Annotated in this window: 14 protein-coding genes; 4 read left to right on the plus strand and 10 right to left on the minus strand. The window is 39.3% G+C overall.

Annotated features, from left to right (window positions below; translation table 11 throughout):
* Positions 1-258 precede the first annotated feature (258 nt).
* Positions 259-447, plus strand: a complete 189-nt coding sequence (locus ACTB0Y_RS13850; RefSeq protein WP_463207427.1) for a hypothetical protein — start codon at positions 259-261, stop codon at positions 445-447.
* Here ACTB0Y_RS13850 and ACTB0Y_RS13855 read toward each other — a convergent pair whose 3' ends face one another.
* The 8 genes from ACTB0Y_RS13855 to ACTB0Y_RS13890 all read right to left on the minus strand — a co-directional run bounded on the left by ACTB0Y_RS13855 (position 448) and on the right by ACTB0Y_RS13890 (position 9,218).
* Positions 448-1,206, minus strand: coding sequence for an energy transducer TonB (locus tag ACTB0Y_RS13855; protein WP_463207428.1), 759 nt, complete (start codon positions 1,204-1,206; stop codon positions 448-450).
* A 39-nt stretch (positions 1,207-1,245) separates the two neighbouring features.
* Entirely contained in the window at positions 1,246-1,485 is a 240-nt protein-coding gene (locus ACTB0Y_RS13860) for a hypothetical protein (protein ID WP_463207429.1), read from the minus strand.
* A gap of 167 nt (positions 1,486-1,652) precedes the next feature.
* Complete coding sequence (locus tag ACTB0Y_RS13865; protein ID WP_463207458.1) at positions 1,653-2,882, minus strand: sodium ion-translocating decarboxylase subunit beta; 1,230 nt, start codon at positions 2,880-2,882, stop codon at positions 1,653-1,655.
* 440 nt (positions 2,883-3,322) lie between these two features.
* Complete coding sequence (locus ACTB0Y_RS13870) at positions 3,323-3,745, minus strand: biotin/lipoyl-containing protein (protein WP_463207430.1); 423 nt, start codon at positions 3,743-3,745, stop codon at positions 3,323-3,325.
* A gap of 13 nt (positions 3,746-3,758) precedes the next feature.
* The gene (locus ACTB0Y_RS13875) at positions 3,759-4,124 is read right to left on the minus strand and encodes an OadG family protein (protein ID WP_463207431.1); all 366 of its coding nucleotides are present in this window, start codon (positions 4,122-4,124) and stop codon (positions 3,759-3,761) included.
* 11 nt (positions 4,125-4,135) lie between these two features.
* Positions 4,136-5,695 (minus strand): acyl-CoA carboxylase subunit beta, encoded by a 1,560-nt coding sequence (locus ACTB0Y_RS13880; RefSeq protein ID WP_463207432.1) that lies wholly within the window; start codon positions 5,693-5,695, stop codon positions 4,136-4,138.
* A gap of 33 nt (positions 5,696-5,728) precedes the next feature.
* Positions 5,729-6,127 (minus strand): methylmalonyl-CoA epimerase, encoded by a 399-nt coding sequence (mce, locus tag ACTB0Y_RS13885; protein ID WP_463207433.1) that lies wholly within the window; start codon positions 6,125-6,127, stop codon positions 5,729-5,731.
* Positions 6,128-6,272: 145 nt separating this feature from the next.
* Complete coding sequence (locus ACTB0Y_RS13890) at positions 6,273-9,218, minus strand: glycoside hydrolase family 3 N-terminal domain-containing protein (RefSeq protein ID WP_463207434.1); 2,946 nt, start codon at positions 9,216-9,218, stop codon at positions 6,273-6,275.
* Between the two features lie 120 nt (positions 9,219-9,338).
* On the opposite strand from ACTB0Y_RS13890, the gene ACTB0Y_RS13895 reads away from it, so the two are divergent.
* The gene (locus tag ACTB0Y_RS13895; protein ID WP_463207435.1) at positions 9,339-12,572 is read left to right on the plus strand and encodes a S41 family peptidase; all 3,234 of its coding nucleotides are present in this window, start codon (positions 9,339-9,341) and stop codon (positions 12,570-12,572) included.
* Positions 12,573-12,641: 69 nt separating this feature from the next.
* Here the strand turns inward: ACTB0Y_RS13895 and ACTB0Y_RS13900 are convergent, their stop codons facing one another.
* Positions 12,642-12,827 (minus strand): hypothetical protein, encoded by a 186-nt coding sequence (locus tag ACTB0Y_RS13900; protein WP_463207436.1) that lies wholly within the window; start codon positions 12,825-12,827, stop codon positions 12,642-12,644.
* Positions 12,828-12,894: 67 nt separating this feature from the next.
* Positions 12,895-13,914 (minus strand): glycosyltransferase family 2 protein, encoded by a 1,020-nt coding sequence (locus tag ACTB0Y_RS13905; RefSeq protein ID WP_463207437.1) that lies wholly within the window; start codon positions 13,912-13,914, stop codon positions 12,895-12,897.
* A gap of 132 nt (positions 13,915-14,046) precedes the next feature.
* Here ACTB0Y_RS13905 and ACTB0Y_RS13910 point away from each other — a divergent pair, with 132 nt between their 5' ends.
* Complete coding sequence (locus ACTB0Y_RS13910) at positions 14,047-16,260, plus strand: RelA/SpoT family protein (protein ID WP_463207438.1); 2,214 nt, start codon at positions 14,047-14,049, stop codon at positions 16,258-16,260.
* 60 nt (positions 16,261-16,320) lie between these two features.
* Positions 16,321-16,770, plus strand: a complete 450-nt coding sequence (locus ACTB0Y_RS13915) for a Fur family transcriptional regulator (protein WP_463207439.1) — start codon at positions 16,321-16,323, stop codon at positions 16,768-16,770.

Raw genomic sequence — 16,770 nt, forward strand, 5'->3', positions numbered from 1 at the left:
ACAGCCATAATTTTAAACACCGCCCATATGTTAGAAAAACAAAAGTAGTCCCCCAATTGTAAAAAACAAAATCATAATGCACTCAATGGAAGTTATTTATGCGTTTGTGTTTTCAAGTTGGGTTAACATTATTTTTATACAATTAAGTATATTTTTTCGTTATTTACTCAATGAAGATTCAAGACATCATAATCAGTTCTTATCGGGTCAATGAGGATCAAAATCAGAAATAAATTATGAATTAAAAACACAATGAAAATGCTTGATCACCAAAAAAACATCCTACTAAATATTTATCATAATCGCCATCTTTTTATAAAAGAAATAAAAAAATCTATTCAGTGGCTTTCAGAGCAGGAAGTTAAAGATTTGGAACAATGGATGTCCAAAGAGCTGGCGCAGGTATACGATAATGAAATTCAACGCTTATTCAGGTTGGCCGTATAATTACTGCGCTACAAAGTGAAAGGTGATTTTACCACTTTGCTCACCCGCCTTGCCCCGGGTAAATATTGCATTTTGAGAAGCTTTAAGTGCGGCTTCGGTAAAACATTCATCAGAGGAAGTGCTTGCTTGTTCGTCAAGTTGGGCCCTTTTTACTAATCCATTGGGTAAAACAACGATTTTTACTGTAATACTTGCTGCGCCCTGGCAAAGGTATACCGGAACATCAATGTAACGAATTTCCCTGTCGTCTAAGTAAAAAACAATGTTGGAAGGACCTGTATAAACTTCTTTTTTGACTTTTTGAGGTTTACTTTTTTTGGGGACGGTAATTTCCGGACCCTCATCATAGGTTGGTTTATTTACAATATATTTTTCATATTCTTTTTTCCCTATAGCATTTTTTATCAGTTCCTCCCGGTACTCTTCTTCAGTTTGGTTTTGATCAGGTTGTGTCTGAGTATGGTTTTGCTCTTCCGGCTCATTGGCTTTGTTTACAGCAATATTTTCTCTTTGGTCTAAAGGCATCTCCTGTTCAAGCATCTCATTGATGGATTTGTCCAGCTCTTCCATTTTTTTTTCTTTTTTGAATGGATCCGGCGTCTCAAAATCTTGTTCATCAACCAACACTATAAATTCCTGGTGTTTTCTTTTGGCATTTATTTCAAAAACCAACAGGGTTGATAGCACTACAACGAGTGTTATAAGGGTTGCAAGAGCTGCTTTTTGGAAAAGCGTTATATCTTTACGGTTCGGTTTCATTACCGCAAAGATATATAAAGCATGTGAAAGGTGGAAGGGCTAAGCCTCGAAAGCCGATTTTGATTTTTGCAGAAACCGAATAAGTTGTGGTAGATTGGAAATCCCCTTTAGTTCTTCGTGCTGGTTTTGCAGGCTAAAATGCTCTTCCAGGTCAATGAAGAATTTGTGCCTTTCTGAGGCAAGATCAGGCGATGATAGAAACCGGAAGCCGGAAACCTCATCGTTGATTAACGCATGCTTTTCAAGTAAAGCATATAATTGGGAAATGACCTGGTTCATTGAGATAAATTTTACCTTAAGGTATGTATAAAAAGAATATTTCCAAAATTTAATTTCAATAAAAAATTATTAAGAAACAACTATTTAGAGAGAATAAATACCTGTAAACCAACAAAAAAGGCAGGTCCCAATAAGAAACCTGCCTTTTTATAAATTAAAATATTTTTTTACATCAGGAAACTTAACAATATACCAGCACCAACAGCCGAGCCAATTACACCCGATACGTTTGGTGCCATTGCATGCATCAAAAGGTGATTGCTCGGATCTTCTTTAATGCCCATATTCTGAACTACCCTTGCGCTATCGGGAACGGCTGATACGCCGGCAGCTCCAATCATAGGATTCACCGGATTGTGACTTGGTGAAAGCCAGTTCATAATTTTGGCGAAGATAAGACCTCCCATGGTAGCTATAGCAAAAGATGCAGCTCCCAGTCCAAAAATTAGAATTGAATCTTTGGTTAAGAATACATCAGCTTGTGTGGAAGCACCTACTGTTAAACCCAATAAAATTGTAATGGTATCAATTAATGCATTGCTGGCAGTTTTGGCTAACCTGGCTGTAACCCCACTTTCTTTTAATAAATTACCAAAGAAAAGCATGCCCAGCAGTGGGAGTGAGGTTGGGGCAATAAATGCCGTAATAAGAAGCCCAATTATGGGGAAAAGTATTTTTTCTAACCTTGAAACGGCTCGTGGCGGCCGCATTTTAATAAGGCGTTCGCGTTTGCTTGTAAAAAGTTTAATAATTGGCGGTTGAATAACAGGTACAAGCGCCATGTAGGAATAGGCAGCAATGGCAATGGGCCCGATTAAGTTTTTTACGAGTATAGGCGCCCCACTCGGGTCATAGCCAATTATATTAACCCCGTTGGCAAGTTTCGACGACAAAAATATGGCCGTCGGTCCATCGGCACCTCCAATTATACCAATTGCACCAGCTTCTGCAGGAGCAAAACCTAAGTACAGAGCTCCAAGGAAGGTGATAAAAATTCCGACCTGGGCAGCCGCACCGAGTACCATCAATCGCGGATTCGACATAAGTGACGAAAAGTCTGTCATGGCACCAATGCCAAGGAAAATTAGTGGCGGATACCAGCCCTGTACTACACCCTGATACAGGTAATTCATTACACTACCAGGCTCATATACACCTAGTTGCAGGTTGAAGTCCACCGCCTGAAACATGGGTATGTTACCAATAAGTATACCTGTACCTATTGGTATGAGCAGCAATGGCTCGTAATCGAATTTTATGGCAAGGAAAATAAAGAACAGACCAATAACAATCATGATTAAATTACCATGTGTTACATTGGCAAACCCTGAATATTCGTAAAAGTTTAATAATCCGGCAGTTGCCCCTGAATAGTGCTCATACGTGGTATGGTCCATGACCAACTTGCCGTCTTTCAGATATCCTTCTCGTGTTCCCAAATCTACCAGCTCATCTGTTGTCTTGTAATTTGATGACCGGTTATTGGGGTCTGTGTTGCGATGAAAGTGGGTTACTTTTTTAGGTGTATAAATCAACACTACCTTATTGCCCACTATTTTCCATTTACCTGGATAGCTCGTTTTAGCTGAATCCATTTCAAAAGACCCATCGGCTTTGAAGGTCAGGAATTTATAGCGCTTTACGGCTTCTACTTCCCGACTATCATCATCAGCTATTGGACGGGGAATATACCCGTCTGCTTCATTGAGCCATTTTCCATTTAGTAACTGTGCTTTGATATCTTGTTTTTGTGCCTGTGTTGAAGTGGCACCAAGAAACAAAAATGTCAACAGCAGGAGAAATATATTTTTCATTTTAGTTTTGGCTTTTTATTCTCTTATTCCATTTCTAATAAGACGTCATCTTGCAATACACTATCACCTTCTTTAACTTTTATATCGGCGACGGTACCTTCTTTTTCAGCCTGAATGTTGTTTTCCATTTTCATGGCTTCCATAACCAATAGTGTTTGCCCTTTAATGACAGTGTCTCCGGGTTTAACATTAATTTTCATGATGCTTCCCGGTAATGGAGCTTTTACTTTATAACTGCCTCCTTCAGATTTTTTTAATTTGCCTTCACCAGGTGATTTGGTTACAGGTTTACGAACCAACTTGGGTGTCTTTTTTGTAGTGGCATTTTGTTCAACCTCTACTTTGTAGGTTGTTCCATTCACATCGACATCAAGCTGGTTTTCGTCAGTTTCATTGACTGTTACGTCGTATTTCTGACCCTTTATTATAAATTTGAATGCTTTCATTTTGAGCTATTTATCAAAATTTTTGTTTTACGGGTTGATTTTGTACTCCATATATTTTTGAATTCCATGGGGAGTACTTTCTTGACATATTCTTAATGGTGATGATATTGGATTCTTCGTCGTGCATTTCACTGTAGTAAAGATGCACTGCAGCTGCAATAGCAGCACTTTCATCACCAGGAACCGAAAAGTCGTCCTGGTCTGCACATTCATATTTTCCTTCGCGGCGCAGTTGGCTGCGAATATTCATGCTAATAATTTTGGGCAGTTGCGAAAATACCAGGTAAAGCAGCACCAGTGCAGCAAAAACAACCATAATGCCTACTAAGGCAACGGTGAATCCTCCCTGACTGGCTATAGATGCAATGATGTTCATCATAGTTTAAATCTTTATAATGGTATATTCGAGTGTTTTTTTGGTGGATTAACTACTTTTTTGGTGGCCAGCAAGTCAAGCCCCCTGCAAATACGGAAACGTGTGTTGCGAGGCTCTATAACGTCGTCGATATAGCCCAAAGCAGCTGCTTTATATGGATTTGAAAATTCTTTTTCATATTCTTCCGTCTTTTCGGCCATAAATTTCGCTCGTGCTTCTTCGTCTTCTATTTCTTTTAGTTTTCTTCCTTCAAGTACTTCGATGGCTCCTTTGGCACCCATTACAGCGATTTCTGCTGATGGCCATGCATAATTCAGGTCACCTCTTAGTTGTTTGCAGCTCATTACATCATGCGCTCCACCATATGATTTGCGTATGGAAATTGTGATTTTTGGCACTGTAGCTTCCCCGTAAGCAAACATTAATTTGGCACCATGAATTATAATTCCGCCTGATTCCTGACCGCTTCCGGGTAGGAAACCTGGCACATCAACTAATGTAATGATTGGAATATTGAATGCATCGGCAAATCTTACAAAGCGTGCAGCTTTTCGGGAGGCATCAATATCGAGAACTCCGGCCAGGTAATTGGGCTGGTTAGCAATGATTGCCACAGGTTGTCCATGAAATTTAGCGAAACCCGTGATAATGTTTTTGGCATAGTTACGGTGAACCTCTAAGAACTCGCCATAATCAGTCAAGGCCTCAATAATGTCGTTCATGTCGTATGGAATGTTTGGATTTTCCGGAACCATTGTGTTCAGGGTATCCTCCATACGGTCAATTGGATCTGTACATTCTGTTACTATCGGATCTTCGAGATTGTTCTGGGGTAGATATTCGAGCAATTTACGGATGAGCATTAATCCCTCGTTTTCGCTCTCTACCATGAAGTGCGAAACCCCTGATTTTGAGGCATGCACTTTGGCTCCACCCAAATCTTCAGTAGTAATATCTTCGCCGGTTACTGTTTTAACTACTTTTGGGCCTGTTACAAACATGTATGAGTTATCCTCGGTCATCATGATAAAATCTGTAAGGGCTGGTGAGTACACAGCACCTCCTGCACAAGGACCAAAAATGGCTGAAATTTGTGGAATTACACCTGAGGCCAGTATATTGCGCTCAAAAATTTCAGCATAACCTGCCAAAGAAGTTACTCCTTCCTGGATACGCGCACCTCCGGAATCATTAATTCCTATAACGGGCGCACCAACCTCCATGGCTTTGTCCATGATTTTACAAATCTTTTGTGCAAACGTTTCCGATAATGAACCGCCAAAAACGGTAAAATCCTGAGAAAAGACAAATACCTTACGGTTATCGATGGTTCCGTATCCGGTTATGACACCATCGCCCAGTATTTTTTTCTTTTCCATACCAAAGTTCGTAGATCTATGCGTTACGAACATGTCGAATTCTTCAAAACTACCTTCATCTAATAGTTCATCGATTCTTTCACGGGCGGTTAGTTTGCCTTTTTCATGTTGCTTATCAATTTTTTTCTGACCACCACCCAGATAGGCTTCTTCACGAAGCTTAATAAGGTCTTTAATTTTATCTTGCGTTGACATTTTTAATATATCAAATTGTATGATTAATAGAAATTAGCTGCAAAGTTCTGTAAGTACACCAAATGTCGATTTGGGATGCAGAAATCCAATGTTAAGGCCTTCAGCTCCTGCGCGTCCTTCTTTATCGATAAGCCTAATGCCATTATCTTCAGCATCTTTTAAGGCTTTATCAACATCGGGGACTGCAAATGCAATATGGTGAATGCCTTCTCCTTTTTTATCAATAAACTTTCCAATCGGGCCTTCCGCATCTGTTGATTCCAGTAATTCAATTTTAGTTTCTCCGACTTTGAAAAATGCGGTTTTTACTTTTTGGTCTTTAACTTCCTCAACTGCATAGCATTCAAGGCCTAAAACTTTTTCGTAGTAAGGTATAGCATCGTCTAAACTTTTAACTGCGATGCCAATGTGTTCAATATGAGTAGGTTTCATAAAAATTGTATTATGGGTTTGCGTATATTTTCGGCTTGGTTGCTTATTTCACGTCGTTCATTTTCACTGCAAAAGTAGTTATACTATGAATGAATAAAAATGATTCAAAACTTGTTTAACAACATCTTTTGAATTTAATTGATTATTACAGTAATTGTCTGGGTTTAATTGCTTTGTAAAATGCTTTATGAATGCGGGTTCTGATATCATCCCTGATTAATTTCCGGTTATTTGCATCAGGATGAATTCTGTTGCTCAAAAATACATATAAAATACCACTTTCCGGGTCGCACCAAAGATAAGTTCCGGTAAATCCACTATGCCCATAACTTTCAAGTGGTATACCCCAAAAGGTGGGTCCAATATAGTTTTTTCTGTACTCCGGTTTATCGAAACCTATACCACGCCGGTTATCTTTATGCGTAAAGCTCGCACGCGTAAAAAATTCAACTGTGCTTTGGCTAAAAAATCGCTCCTCTCCATATGTTCCTTTATTTAAAAAGAGCTGTCCTATTTTTGCGAGATCACTGGCAGAGGAAAATAAACCTGCATGCCCGCAAACACCACCAAGGATGGCCGATCCGGGGTCATGCACGTAGCCTTGTAGTAATTGTTTGCGAAAAATTGTGTCGTGTTCAGTTGGTATTATTTTTTGCGATGGTATTTTTCCATGTGGGTTGAAGGTGGCCGTCATACATTTCATTGGTTCGTAAAATTTTTGATGGAGAAATTTTTCAAATGGCATTCCGCTTAAATTTTCCACAATTTTGTATAAATAATAATAACCAACATCACTGTATTTGTATCCATTGCGCTCTCTGAGAGAGAGCGTGTCAAGTATATGATATAATGTGTCTATAGCTGCGCTTGAGGCATACAGATTTTTAGCTACCTCAATGTTGTATTGCTCACTTTTTTCATTGCCGAAAAAGCGGGGTTCATAATTTCCTGTAGAATCTATCATCTCGGTGTAAAACGGATACCAGGCTTTTAAGCGTGCCTGGTGTGTTAAAACATTAATAAGCTTTCTTGATGCCGGATTTGAACTATCTGGCAGATTTAAATAATCGCCAATCTTTTTTTGTAAATTAAATTCTTGTTGACTGTAGAAAGACATCAATGCCGGAACAGTGGCTGCAATTTTAGTTACGGATGCCAGGTCATAAATATCGTCCCTGCGCACAGGCAATTGTTTATCGTAGGTATGATATCCATAAGCTTTGTGAAAAAACACCTTACCGTGTCTCGCAGCCAGCACTACACAGCCGGGTGTTGCCTTTGTTAAAAGGGCCTCTTCGGCAATAGCATCGACCTTTGTCAGCGCACCTTTACTGGCATTTACCATATCCGGATGAACATAACCTAATCTTGTTTTCTTTAGTTTAAAAGAGGTTCCCAGTGAAAATCCTTCGATACTTACCGGCAATTTGCCCAAAGCCTTTTGACCGCCCGTTAATACTTGTGCAGCATAATTACGGGTATATTCATTATCGTGGTAAGTAATTATTATGGAACGATAATTTTCTATACCACGCATTTTTTTCAGTGCATACGGATTTCCAAAATATACCAAAGAAGTGTTGCCAGCATTTGCCATACGCTCAATTGCAGATAGTGTTGTGGCATTTAAACCATATTGTTTATATGGCGAATTACTGGTATGCTGTACAGCTACTATTGTATTCGCATAGTTGCTTAAATTTTTCCTGACATTTGCGATTTGGTTTTCAGTGGCATTTTTACCCAGGAAATACATGTCGGGGTTGCAATAATCATTCATTCTTAGATGAAACATATTGGATTCTGTTTCGCCGATAGTGACTATAGCTAATTCATTCAAATCTTTATTTTTCAGTGGCAAATGGGCTTTATCATTTTTGATACATGTAATAGCTTCACTGGCAAACCAATTATTTAATTCATTGGTTTTTGAAGAATTGAGATTTTTAATTAGATTTTTTGTTTTAATTGGTTTAATATTATCAAGACCAAGCCAGTACTTAGCCGCTAAAATTCTTTTACATTTCTGATTGATAAGAGATTCAGATAAAGTTCTATTTTTAAGTGCTTTTTCAATGGCAAGGATCGATTTTTCGGGGTCTGCAGGATAGAGCAGCACATCGTTACCGGCTTTGAGTGCTTCTATTTCCAACTCTCCAGGCTCGTAGTAATCAGCCGCACCTCTCATATTCAGCGCATCTGTAAAGACAAGCCCCTTAAACCCCAGCTTATTTTTAAGCAAACCGGTAATGGTGGGTTTTGATATGCTCGAAGGTCTGTGGGGGCGATTATCAAGTGCATTTACCTGAAGGTGGGCCACCATAACACCACTTAAACCAAGATTAATAAGGTGTTTGTATGGAAATAATTCAACTTTGTTCAGGCGATCAAGGTTATGGTTAATGACGGGCAAACTATGATGTGAATCAGCATCAGTGTCGCCATGTCCCGGGAAATGTTTGGCTGTAACCAATACTCTGCTGTCAATCATACCTTGCATGTAGGAATATGATTTTCGGAGGACTTCGTGTTTATTCTCGCCAAATGAGCGACTGTTGATAACTGGGTTGTCTGGGTTATTATTGATATCGACTACAGGGGCAAAATTTATATGTACGCCAAGACGCCTGCATTGACGGCCTATTTCTGTGCCCATGTCATAAATCAATCCGTTGTTATTTGTTGCTCCCAGCATCATTTGCCTGGGAAATGGTTCCACGCTATCCAGCCGCATCGCAACTCCCCATTCGGCATCCATGGCTACCATTATGGGTGTTTGTGCCAAAGATTGATAATGGTTGGTTTGATGTGCCTGCCGCACGGGACCGCCCTGGAAAAATATTATGCCTCCAATGTTGTATTTTTTTACAAGCCGCGATATTTTACGTCTTTTTTCAGCATTGTCTCTTGAGCTGGTATTGACCATAATTAATTGAGCAATGCGTTGCCGTATACTTAATGATTTAAAAACACTGTCTACCCAATGGTAGCTGGTATCCAGAAAAGTGTAATCATCTTTTGGCAATGGTTCAGATTTAAGGGAAGGGGGGAAAAAGCTTATCAATAAAAGGATAACCAGGTAGCGCCTCATAGCATTCATTGTTTAATGAAGCCACAAATTTAACTGGCTTTACGGACAAATCATAAGGTATTTGAACCCTTTTACCTAAAAAATTGTTAATTTCGGATAAATCTAAATAATTAAAAAAATATGGCACATTACAAAGTTTTAGCTTTTGCACTCATATTTGGACTTTTTCAACAAACTTTTGGGCAGGAGGCGCGTCTAATGCGATTTCCTGATTTTCACCAAAATAAAGTAGTGTTCACGTATGGAGGAGATTTATATCTGGCTGACCGCGATGGAGGAGTCGCAAGACGCTTAACATCCGATCCCGGCTATGAAATGTTTGCCCGGTTTTCACCTGACGGGACCAAAATTGCTTTCACAGGGCAATATGATGGCAATACTGAAGTTTACGTTATGCCTGCTAAGGGAGGCGTACCCGAACGTATTACCTTTACTGCCACCTTATCACGAGATGATGTAAGTGACAGGATGGGTCCCAACAACATCGTAATGTCATGGACGCCGGATGGAGAATATATTGTTTACCGCAGCCGTAGAATTTCTTTTAATTCTTTTGTGGGCCATTTGTTTAAGGTGCCGGCAGCAGGAGGACTCTCCGAACGATTGCCATTGGCAACAGGCGGTTTTCATACCTGGAGTGAAGATGGCAACAAACTGGCGTTTAATCGTGTAATGCGCGAATTCCGTACCTGGAAATATTATAAGGGCGGAATGGCCGATGATGTATGGCTATTTGACTTTGACACCAAAGAAATCAGGCAGCTTACCGACCATGTAGCACAGGATATTTTTCCCATGTGGTATGAGGGGGATGTTTATTTTGCTTCGGATCGTGACCGAACCATGAACCTTTTTGTATACAGAACTGCAACAAATAAGGTAGAAAAAGTAACGAATTTTGATACTTACGATGTGAAGTTTCCTTCTTTGGGAAATGACGGGATAATATTTGAGAATGAGGGTTACCTGTATATTTATCGATTTACAGACAATGAACTTGAAAAACTCGATATTAAAATAGACAATGATCAAATCTATGGTCGTAAGGAATATGTTGATGCCTCCGAATATATCGACGATGTCAACATCTCACCCGGGGGAGCACGTGTTGTATTCGGTGCACGCGGCGATGTATGGACTGTTCCCGCCGAAGAAGGTGTAACCTATAACCTTACACAATCATCCGGAGCACATGACCGGGAACCCGCCTGGTCGCCAAATGGAAAATATCTTGCCTGGATATCAGACAAGGGTGGCGAAGATCAAATTTATATTTTGGAAAATAAAGAAGGGGCTGAACCTCAGAAGATAACTAACAATAATACTTATATCTTTAACATAGAGTGGTCTCCAAACAGTAAAATGATTGCCTGGACCGATCAGAACTACAATTTAAATTATGTAGATATTACCTCCGGCGACATAAAACAGATTGTACATGGCGATCATGGTAAAATATGGTCATACAACTGGAGTCCCGATTCAAAATGGCTAACATACACCGAGCCACGCGAAAATGAAATGAATGTAATTAAAATATTCAACCTTGAAGATGAAAAGCATTATGCGATTACAGAAAGCTGGTATGATGCGGGTTCTCCCATATTTTCGCCCAAAGGAAAATACCTTTATTTTGTTTCGGCGCGCGATTTTAACCCTACCTACAACGATGTAGAGTGGAATTTTGCTTATAAAAATATGAACCGTATATACATGGTGCCATTAGCAAAATCAACAAAATCGCCTTTTGCACCAAAAAACAATAAGGTGAAAATACAAGAAGAAAAAGAGAGTGAAGAAAAAGAAGCAGGAAATTCGGATGTTCAAATAGATACTAATGGATTAACTGACCGTATTGTTGATTTGCCGGTCGATCCAGCCTATTATTATAACCTCCAGCCGGCTGATGGAAAGTTGTTTTATAATACAATGAAATCAGGAACAAGAAATAACAAACTCAAGATGTTTGATTTGGATAAGAAAGAAGAAACGGAAATTGGTGAGAAAATGTCTATGAGTATTGCTGCTTCTGGCAAAAAGGTTCTTGTAAGGTATCATGGTAATTACTATGTCGAAAAGCTTCCGGGCGGTAAACTTAAACCTAAAAATAAGGTCGACCAAAGTAAAATGAAACTCTGGGTAGACAAAAAGGCTGAGTGGGAACAAATTTATACAGAGAGCTGGAGGCAAATGCGGGAGTTTTTCTATGCCGATAACATGCATGGAAATGATTGGAAAGCCATTCATGATAAATATGCCAAATTGCTGCCATGGGTAAACCACCGCAATGACCTGAATTACCTGATTGGTGAAATGATTGGTGAATTGAGCATAGGACATGCCTATGTGAACGGAGGTGACCGGCCCGATGTAGAACGTATAAAAACTGGTCTTTTAGGCGTCCAAATAAAAACGGATCCTTCGGGATATTTCAAGGTTGATAAAATTCTCCAAGGGGAAAACTGGCGTAAAAATGCACGTTCCCCACTTACTCAACCAGATGCTGATGTTGAAAAAGGCGATTATATTTTGGCTGTAGATGGCAACTCCACAAAAAATGTCAAAGATATGTACAAGCTACTGACAGGGAAAGCCAATCAGCTGGTGGAACTCACTGTAAACAATAAGCCAACTACAAACGGAGCCAGAGAAATACTGATCAAAACTACAGACGATGAATCAGAGTTGTATTATTACAATTGGGTTCAGACTAATATCGAAAAAGTGAATAAAGCCACAAACGGGCAGGTTGGTTACATCCACATTCCAGATATGGGACCCAAAGGACTCAATGAGTTTGTTAAACATTTTTATCCCCAGCTTACCAAGAAAGCACTTATTATTGACGACAGAGGCAATGGTGGTGGCAATGTATCTCCAATGATAATGGAGCGTTTACGCCGTGAGTTGGTATTTTACAGTATGCGGCGCAACCAAAAATCTGTTGAACCCAGTCCAAATCAAATGCTGGTTGGTCCTAAAGTATTGCTTATTAATAATTATTCAGCCTCCGATGGTGATTTATTCCCGTACAGGTTTAAAGCTCATGGAACCGGTCCAATTATCGGTGTGCGTTCATGGGGTGGAGTAGTTGGCATTACAGGTTCATTACCTTTTATTGATGGCGGTCAGCTCCGCAAACCGGAATTTGCACCATTTGCCAAAGATGGTAGTAAATTTATTATTGAAGGACACGGGGTAGAGCCAGATATCGTGGTGGACAATGATCCATATAAAGAATACATGGGAACGGATGCTCAACTTCAAAAAGCTATTGAAGTTGTTTTGAAAAAACTGGAAGAAGATCCGGTAGAAACTCCGAAGATCCCTCCATTCCCCGATAAAACCAAATAAATAAAAATAAGAAAGCCCGACATGTAAATATCGGGCTTTCTTATTTTCTATAAAAAAATGCATAAAATTTTACGCTCCCACAGCTTTTAGCGCTTCATAAATCAAAAAGGCCGGCCATACCAATGCCTTCAGAAATCCAATCAAACCCATCCAAAAACTTGTGGCATGACTGATAAAATACACTGCTGCTCCTATCAAACCTAAACCATAAATGGCGTTAGAAGGGGCGTTGTTTCCATAATTATTCTTTTTCATATGTTTGTAATTTAAATTTCTATCCTAATTTACAAATTTTAGAAACAACATCCAATCTATTAATTGTTTATGGTAATTGAGTGTAATGTTTTTTTCTCCTTACAAAAAACTTCCAGATGATACTTCCTTTAAATATTTCAGGATGATACTGTACTTTACGCTGTTTTTCTAAATCCAGGCGAATTGCCTTGTAGTTTGGGAGTAGTTTTTTATAAGCCCTGCGCGCTTTAAATACTTGTATAGAAAAAGCAGGTTTTAATTGTAAGGTATACATGGCTGCGGAAATCATATCCAACATAAAACGCACACGCATTGTTCTTTTCATGCGTTTTTCAGGTAAGTTCTTGTATAAAAGCAATAAATTATTTCTGTAATTCAAAAATAATTTTCTTGGTGAATTGTTGGGCAAAGTACCACCTCCAAGGTGAAAAACAGTAGATTCCGGATACGTCATTATCTCGTACCCCTGGTTTTTGATGCGCCAACACAGATCAATTTCTTCCATGTGGGCAAAAAATGTGCTGTCGAGCCCACCCGCATTTTTGTATACTGTTGATCTTATAATTAAGCACGCACCTGTAGCCCATAAAACTGTGGCAGGCTCATCGTATTGCCCTGTATCTTGTTCTACTTCACTAATAATTCTTCCTCTGCAAAAAGGATAACCGTATTGATCGATATAACCACCGGCCGCACCTGCATATTCAAACATCTCTCTGTTGGCCCATGATTTAATTTTGGGTTGGGCGGCTGCTACATGCTGATTTTCATCCATCTTATTAATTAACGGTTCCAACCACCCGGGTGTCACCTCCACATCGGAGTTTAGCAACACAAAATATTCGTGGTTACACTGGTCGAGTGCTTTATTGTAGCCCGCTGCAAAGCCGTAATTTTTGTTGAGTTTAATAATTCGAATATCTGCAAAATCGGTTTTTAAAATTGATAGTGAATTATCTGTAGAGCCGTTGTCAGCAACAATAATTTCAGCTATATCTTTATTGGTATTTTTAATAACTGATGGCAAATATTTTTGCAACATTTTGGCGCCATTCCAGTTTAAAATTACTACAGCAACTTTTTTCATGGTCAAGTATTCATTATGTAAAGCCAATATTGGGGCAAAAGTAGTTTTTTTAGGCAGTATTTTTGATTAATAATTCAAAAAGATATCTTATATTCAACGATATTCAAAAAAACAGGCAAAATAAAATAGTGGATGGATTTTAGTAAAGAAGAAGTAAGCAAAATAAACGAGAACTTTGAAGAGTTAAAGCAGAAAGCCATTAAATCGCGCAATAAAAAAAGTATTGAGCTGATAGATCAGGCTTTTGATTTTGCTTATAAAGCACATTATCCGGTACGCAGAAAATCGGGCGAACCTTATATTTTTCATCCAATAGCTGTGGCAGAGATTGTTGCCAGTGAAATTATGCTGGGCACGACTTCTATTATTACGGCCCTATTACATGATGTAGTAGAAGATACAGACTATACAAAAGACGATATTAAACAGTTTTTTGGTGAGAAAGTAGCCAGCATGGTCGAAGGACTCACTAAAATGTCTGGTGTTTTTGATCATCGCTCTTCATTGCAGGCAGAAAATTTCAGAAAGATACTTTTGAGCATGTCTGATGATGTGCGTGTGATATTGATTAAGCTGGCCGACCGGCTGCACAATATGCGCACCTTAGAAGGCATGCCCGACAATAAACAATTGAAAATAGCGGGAGAAACCCTTTTCCTTTATGCCCCGCTGGCGCACAGGCTTGGGCTTTATCGCATGAAAACAGAGTTAGAGGACATTAGTTTCCGGTATAGGCACCCGGAAGATTATGAACGAATTAACCAAAAACTCAGGGAATCTGATGAGAAACGCACCAATTTCATCAACAAATTTTCATTGCCCATAGCAGCACGCATGACTGACGCTGGTTATGATTTTGATATTTCAGGACGTCCGAAATCAGTTTATAGCATATGGCAAAAAATGCAAAACAAGGGGGTGACTTTTGAGCAGATTTACGACCTGTTTGCCATTCGATTAGTATTTACCCCCAAAGAAGATAGTGGGGACGAAAAAGAACAATGTTATAAGGTATATTCCATGATTACCGATATATACCGTCCCAGGCCAGATCGCCTGCGCGATTGGGTTAATACACCAAAAGCCAATGGATATGAGGCTCTGCACAGTACTGTTATGGGTCCCAACGGTCGCTGGGTTGAAGTGCAAATTCGTACCCGCAGAATGAATGAAATAGCAGAACGGGGTTTTGCTGCACATTGGAAATACAAAGGACATCATGACCAGGAGAGTGAAATTGACCGTTGGCTTGAGAAAATACAGGAAACACTCGAATCGCCCGATGCTGATGCACTGGAGTTTTTGGACGATGTGAAGCTGAATCTTTACACATCCGAAATTATGGTGTTTACGCCAAAGGGCGATTTGAAAAATTTGCCACAGGGAGCCACAGCATTGGATTTTGCTTATGATATTCATACGGAGGTGGGTAATCAGGCATTGTATGCTGAAATTAATCACAAAAGTATGCCATTAACCACCAAACTAAAAAGTGGTGACCAGGTGCGTATTATTACTTCTACCAAAGCAAGACCCAAAATTGAGTGGCTTAATATGGTAGCCACAGCCAAAGCTAAAAACGGAATACGAAGCTATTTTAATAAGGTTAGAAACAACAAAATAGAAGCGGGGAAGGAGATATACCTTGAGTTGCTGCAAAAACAAAATATCAAAATCAGCGAAAGGTTATTCATGCGACTCCGTGATCGCTTAAACATCCGCAAAAAAGAAGATTTGTTTTATGGATTGGGCAATGAAACTATTTCCTCCTCAGATATTCGTAAAGTACTGCGATTCAGGGGTGCCCCCAGATGGATGCGTTTTTGGTCATTGAAAAGCGATGCTAAAGCCGAAATGGAAAATAAAGTAATAGAGTTTGATAAGAAAAAAACCCTCAATATTTCTGATGAAGATATACAGCAACAATTTCATATTGCAGATTGCTGCAATCCCATTCCAGGCGATGCTGTAATTGGTTACCAGGATGACGAAGGTATCGTACATATCCACAAGTCAACCTGCCCGCAAGCTGTAAAACTTTCTTCGAGTTTTGGTGATCGAATCGTGAAGGTGAAATGGACCTCGCACAAAGCCATGGCATTTTTAGCCAATATTCGACTCGAAGGTATCGATCAGGCCGGTATTGTGCATGATGTAACCGGTGTCATCTCCAAAGAATTGAGAGCCAATATCAGAACCATACATTTTGAAACCCAACAAAATACTTTCAATGGTTGGATAGAGCTGTATGTATATGACCGTAAGGATTTAAGACGACTAATTCAAGACCTTAAAAGCCTAAAAGGTATAAATCGCGTATTTCGTGAGCACGAAACTACCAGCTGAATGTTGATTTAATCTAAATAAAATTATATATTTGAGCTGTTCTTTTTAATTAGACCAGTTATGAATACTAAAGATACCAAAGTAGCCGTAAAGGAACGCTTTACTTCTTTTCTTGAAGGCACAGGACACAGGAAAACACCCGAACGCTTTGCCATATTGGAGGAAATCTACTCGCACGAAGGCCACTTCGATGTGGAATCGCTTTATATATTTATGAAAAATAATAATTACCGTGTTTCCAGGGCTACCTTGTACAATACAATTGAGTTGCTATTGGAATGTAATTTGGTAATTAAGCATCAGTTTGGAAAAAACATCGCTCAATTTGAAAAAGCCTACAATTCCGCTGAACACGACCACCTTATTTGTACAAAATGTGGCAAAGTAGTGGAGTTTTCCGACCCACGCATAAAGCAAATAGAAGAGCGGGTTGCGGATGAAAATGATTTTGAAATAAGCTATCACGGTTTTTATCTTTACGGATTGTGTAGCGATTGCAGAAACAATTAA

The organism is Salinivirga sp., from assembly GCF_055145285.1.